General features: G+C 67.2%; 2 protein-coding genes. Both read left to right on the top strand.

Going from position 1 to position 2,277, the window contains the following annotated elements:
• A partial coding sequence (gene gcvPA, locus RMN84_RS08780; protein ID WP_309611800.1) for an aminomethyl-transferring glycine dehydrogenase subunit GcvPA occupies positions 1-1,148 on the top strand: 1,148 nt, incomplete at its 5' end.
• On the top strand, positions 1,145-2,277 hold a 1,133-nt coding region (gene gcvPB, locus RMN84_RS08775; RefSeq protein WP_309611799.1), incomplete at its 3' end, for an aminomethyl-transferring glycine dehydrogenase subunit GcvPB. The genes gcvPA and gcvPB, both read left to right, overlap by 4 nt.

The following is a 2,277-nucleotide window of genomic DNA, read 5'->3' as shown; positions in this document are numbered from 1 at the left end:
CTTTCTTCCTCGGCTGTGGCGCCTATCGCCACCATGTGCCGGCCAGCGTCGATCACATCATCCAGCGCGGCGAGTTCCTGACCGCCTACACCCCCTATCAGCCGGAGATTGCACAGGGTACTTTGCAGGTGCTGTTCGAATTCCAGACGCAGGTCGCGCGGCTGCTCGGATGCGACGTTGCCAACGCCTCGATGTACGACGGATCGACCGCCTGCTGGGAAGCGATCGGCATGGCGCGGCGGATCACGCGGCGGACGGGCGCGATCCTGTCGTCGGGACTGCACCCGCATTATGTCTCGGTTGCGAAGACGATGGCGCGATTCACCGGCGATGTGCTCGACACGGCAGTGCCGAGCTTCGAGGGCACCGACAGCGAGCGGCTGATCGCAGCGATCACGAAAGAGACGAGCTGCGTCGTCGTCCAATATCCCGACATCCTCGGGCGGATCGAGGATCTGACCGCGATCGCCGACGCCGCACACGCCGTCGGGGCGCTGCTGATCGCGGTGGTGACCGAGCCGGTCGCGCTCGGGCTGATCAAGGCACCGGGCGAGATGGGCGCGGACATCGTCGTCGGCGAGGGCCAGTCGATCGGTGTCGGGCTGCAGTTCGGCGGGCCGTATGTGGGCCTGTTCGCGACGCGCGAGAAATATGTCCGGCAGATGCCGGGGCGGCTGTGCGGCGAGACGATCGATGCCGAGGGCAAACGCGGGTTCGTGCTGACGCTGTCGACGCGCGAGCAGCATATCCGGCGCGAGAAGGCGACGAGCAATATCTGCACGAACAGCGGGCTGTGTGCGCTGGCGTTCAGCGTGCACATGACGCTGCTGGGCGAGAAGGGGCTGGGGCGACTGGCCGAGATCAACCATGCGCGTGCGGTCGAGGTCGCCGAGCGGCTGAGCGCGATCCCAGGGGTCGAGCTGGTAAGCGATGCCTTCTTCAACGAGTTTGCGCTGACACTTCCGGTCGAGGCGCGGCCCGCGGTCCATGCGATGGTCGAGCGCGACGTAATCGGCGGCGTGTCGCTCGGTCGGCTTTATCCGGGCGAGGCGGCGCTCGCCTACGGGCTGGTGGTAGCGGTGACCGAGACGGTGACCGATGATGATATCGATGCGCTGGAAGCGGCGCTGAAGGAGGTGTGCGCGTGACGATCAATCCGTCAGGCTGGCGGCCGGCGAGCCCCAGCGACGTCAACGGCGATGCGCCGGCGACGACGACCGGTAACCGCGGGCTGATGCTCGAAGAGCCGTTGCTGTTCGAGATTGGCAGCCGCGATCGGACGGGTGTCGATTTCGATGGCATGCCAGCGATAGCCACAAATCGACTGGCAGGACTGGAACGCACGTCCCTCGACCTGCCCGGCCTCAGCGAGCCCGAAACCGTCCGCCACTACACCCGCCTGTCGCGCCAGAATTATGCGATCGACCTGGGGCTGTTCCCGCTCGGATCATGCACGATGAAGCATAATCCGCGGCTGAACGAGAAGGTGGCGCGGATGGCGGGGTTCGCCGATATCCATCCGCTCCAACCGCAGGAATCGGTGCAGGGGGCGCTCGAGTTGATCGACACGCTGGCGCACTGGCTGATGACGCTGACCGGCATGGCAGCGGTGGCGATGAGTCCCAAGGCCGGGGCGCATGGCGAGCTGTGTGGGATCCTGTCGATCCGGGCGGCGCTCGAGGCGCGCGGGGATGCGCGGTCGGTCGTGTTGGTGCCCGAGAGCGCCCACGGGACCAATCCGGCGACCGCTGCCTTCGCCGGCTATCAGGTCGAGGATATTCCCGCGACGGCGGCGGGGCGGGTCGATCTGGCGGCGCTCACGGCGCGGCTGGGGCCGGATGTCGCGGCGGTGATGATCACCAATCCCAATACGTGCGGGCTGTTCGAGCCTGAGATGAAGGCGATCAGCGACGCGGTCCATGCGGCCGGGGCGTTGGTTTATTGCGACGGGGCGAACTTCAACGCGATCGTCGGGCGGGTGCGGCCGGGCGACCTCGGCATCGATGCGATGCACATCAACCTCCACAAGACCTTCTCCACCCCGCATGGCGGCGGCGGCCCCGGCGCCGGCCCGGTGGTGCTGTCGGCAGCGCTGGCGCCCTTCGCGCCGGTGCCCTTTGTCCGCAAGGGCCAACTGGTCGAGCATGCCGAGGGCCAGCACCTCGGCCGCATCACCGCCTTCAACGGCCAGATGGGCATGTATGTCCGCGCCCTCACCTACATGCTGAGCCATGGCGGCGACGGCCTGGCGCAGGCGGCGAAAGACGCCGTGCTTAA

The sequence above is a fragment of the Sphingomonas sp. genome (genome assembly GCF_031380695.1).
Taxonomy (GTDB): domain Bacteria; phylum Pseudomonadota; class Alphaproteobacteria; order Sphingomonadales; family Sphingomonadaceae; genus Sphingomicrobium.
Note: the sequence above shows the minus strand (reverse complement) of the source record. Positions and strands in the feature narration are given on the sequence as shown.